The sequence below is a fragment of the Paenibacillus sp. AR247 genome, assembly GCF_002968895.1.
In the GTDB taxonomy this organism is placed as follows: Bacteria; Bacillota; Bacilli; order Paenibacillales; family Paenibacillaceae; genus Paenibacillus_AQ; species Paenibacillus_AQ favisporus.
In genome coordinates, this window is the sequence record NZ_PCZT01000009.1 from 1118858 (window position 1) to 1121947 (window position 3090).

At 54.1% G+C, this 3090-nt stretch carries 3 protein-coding genes and 1 pseudogene; 1 reads left to right on the forward strand and 3 read right to left on the reverse strand.

Translation table 11 applies throughout. The annotated features are described in order from the left end of the window. The 3 genes and pseudogenes from CPT76_RS38355 to CPT76_RS13295 all read right to left on the reverse strand — a co-directional run. Nucleotides 1-193: pseudogene (locus tag CPT76_RS38355) on the reverse strand (cytochrome P450); the annotation flags it as partial. A 329-nt stretch (nt 194-522) separates the two neighbouring features. Then, nucleotides 523-906 carry a helix-turn-helix domain-containing protein gene (locus CPT76_RS13290; RefSeq protein WP_105443260.1) on the reverse strand — a complete coding sequence of 128 codons (384 nt, stop codon included), beginning with the start codon at nt 904-906 and terminating at the stop codon, nt 523-525. A 17-nt stretch (nt 907-923) separates the two neighbouring features. Continuing rightward, complete coding sequence (locus CPT76_RS13295; RefSeq protein ID WP_105443261.1) at nt 924-1334, reverse strand: AraC family ligand binding domain-containing protein; 411 nt, start codon at nt 1332-1334, stop codon at nt 924-926. A gap of 137 nt (nt 1335-1471) precedes the next feature. Between CPT76_RS13295 and CPT76_RS13300 the strand changes: the two genes are divergently transcribed. Further along, a partial coding sequence (locus tag CPT76_RS13300) for a glycoside hydrolase family 127 protein (RefSeq protein WP_258168384.1) occupies nt 1472-3090 on the forward strand: 1619 nt, incomplete at its 3' end.

Here is a 3090-nt window from a genome sequence, read left to right on the forward strand (position 1 = left end):
CTGCGCCTGCTCCACGCTCGGAGGAAAATGTTTTCGGATCCTTCAAAATGCGCTGCACATCCTCATAGCGGAAGACGTCCCAGCAGTTTCGGCTGCTGTCGTAGCGCACTGGCGTTTCTTGTCTAAGCTGGCGGAAGATATCAAAGGGATATAACATTCGGTCCGGGGTCGAAACCTCGGCCATGTTCAGCATGTTGGCGTATTTTTCCTGTATCATCGAGTTCAAATCCTTTCCTCAAGTATCGTGCAATCGTGTGCAGATTCTGCTGCATATACTTCTGCAGGTTCTTCTGAAGGCCGTCGTTCACGATGTTCGGCAGCTTGCAAACAACGGTCTAAAAAAATGATAGCACGATTCAAATGGGAGTCTCGACTTACCCAGGATGTATTTTTGGGAGGTACTAAAGCATTACATGCAGCTCCATTCGCACGGATGATCCGAATGCAGACACGGCCAAAAGGGCCATATAGTTTGTGTTACCCAAAAAAACAGAGTCCGGAAGAATCAATTTCCCGCGAAGCCTATTTACCGGCATCCAGGGGACCGATGTCATCGATCCCTACGTCTTGTTCAGACGCGTTGCCGAAAACGCCTGACGGTACTCCGTCGGAGTAACGGTCTTCGATGCCGACCCTGTCCGCAATTTCCTTGATATGCAGCTTGCTCGACACAAGCAGCTCCCTTGCCGCTTCCAGCCGGATCCGGTGAATATAATCCCTGAGCCCCGTACCGAATCTCTGCTTGAACATCCGGGACAAATAGTTGCGGTTATACCCCATGTGCATCGCGACCCGGTCGACGGACATATGCCTCTCGAGGGCATGCAGCCGGGTCCATTCCAGCAGCTCCGACAGCCGGGGGTCCATCGCTTCAGACGCGCCCGCATCCTGCAGCTGCTCCGCCAATTCAATCAGCAGCGACGTCAGAAAATAGTCCCCCGCTGCTTCAGACGGTATCCCCCGNTCGCCGCGTGCAGAAGCTGCCTGGCCAAAATGTGAACGCGGCTCGGTTCCGGGCAGTGTGCATAATGAGGTATGGCCCCGTCCGGCTCCCCGCCCGTTTCCGGAGGAAGCAGAAAATGAAACCAGTAAAATGAAACTCCGGGGGAAGACAGCCTGTATCCGCGATGCTTCTCCCCAGGCCGCAGCAGCAGCATGTCCCCTGCCTTCACTTCGTACAGCTGGCCGCCGGCTTCGAGAAAGACCACCCCCGCAACACCGATAATCAGCTCATAATCGGAAATGGTCCGTTCCATATGGGACCAATCCTCATCGCTGACAAATTGTCCACCCATTTGGAGCTTGTAAGGTTGTTGTAGATAAATAGGCAGCATGACAATCCTCCTGCTCGTCTGTAAAAATCAATTTAGTGGGCTAATGACACTTTTTATGCACGTTCCACTACCGACAATCCTTGGCTTGATTCGATATGATAAAGCTGCAGATGATGATGTTAGGAGTGAACGAAAACTTGTCTACCAAAAATGCGCCAACCCATCCACAGCCGCTTGATTTGAAATCCGTCCGTATCACCGACTCCTATTGGTCCAATCATGTGGATCTTATCAAGCATACCGTGATTCCCTACCAGTGGGAAGCCCTGAATGACCGTGTTCCCGATGCTGAACCCAGCCATGCGATCCGCAACTTCCGGATTGCCGCAGGACTCGAGGAAGGAAGCTTTGCCGGATTCGTGTTTCAGGACACCGACCTGTATAAATGGCTGGAAGCGGTCGGGTATTCGCTCGCCCAATCCCCAGACTCCGATCTGGAAAAAGTCGCCGATGAAGCGATCGATCTGATCGGAGCCGCACAGCTGGAAGATGGTTACCTGAACACCTACTTTACGATTGACAAGCTCGACCAGCGCTGGACCAATCTGATGGACTGCCACGAAATGTATACGGCCGGACACCTGATCGAAGCAGCGGTCGCCTATTTTTACGGAACAGGCAAAACCAAGCTTCTTGACATTGCGCGCAAGATTGCCGACCATATCGATGACCGTTTTGGGCCGGAAGAAGGCAAAATCCGGGGTTACGACGGTCACCAGGAAATTGAGCTTGCCCTGGTCAAGCTGTACCATGCTACAGGCGAAGTTAAATACCTGAATCTAGCCGGCTTTTTGATCGATGAACGCGGGCAGGAGCCGAATTTCTTTGCGGAGGAATTTGAACGGCGGGGCCGGATTTCGCACTGGGCACCAGGTGTCGTTCAGAAGGGTCCTGTAAATCTTGCCTACCACCAGGCGCATAAGCCGGTGAGGGAACACGAGGTGGCGACAGGCCATGCGGTCAGAGCCGTCTATATGTATACAGCCATGGCCGACCTGGCTCTGCTTAAGGGAGACACCGCCCTGCTGGAAGCCTGCCGCCGCTTATGGGACAACATTGTGCAGAAGCAAATGTATGTCACAGGCAGTATCGGATCCACGCATCACGGTGAGGCTTTTACGTTTGATTACGACCTGCCGAACGACACAAACTACAGCGAAACCTGCGCATCGATCGGCCTGATCTTTTTCGCCCAGCGGCTGCTTCAGAATGAAGTGAAGGGCGAATACGCCGATGTGATGGAGCGTGCGCTGTATAACACCGTAACCGCGGGGATTGCCGGCGACGGCAAGCATTATTTTTACGTGAACCCGATGGAAGTGTGGCCGGCGGCCAGCGAAGGCAATCCCGGCAAGCGACACATCAAGCCGGTTCGGCAAAAATGGTATGGCTGCGCCTGCTGCCCGCCTAACGTCTCCCGCCTCCTGTCCTCGCTCGGTCAATACATTTATTCGGCGAGCGACGAGGCACTCTTTGTGCATCTGTATATTGGCAGCCAGATCAGCCATGAGGCGGCCGGCCGCAGCGTTCAGCTGGACATGGAGAGCCGTTTGCCTTGGGAAGGCCAGGTTTCCCTGAAAGTGCAGGAAGCGGATGGCGCGGGTGACTTCACGATCGCGCTTCGTCTTCCCGGCTGGTCTGCCGCAAGCGCGATTCGCGTGAATGGTCAGTCTGCCCAGTATGAGCTGCGTGACGGCTATGCCTATATTCGCCGGGATTGGCAGGCCGGTGACATAGTTGAGCTTGAATTCGATAT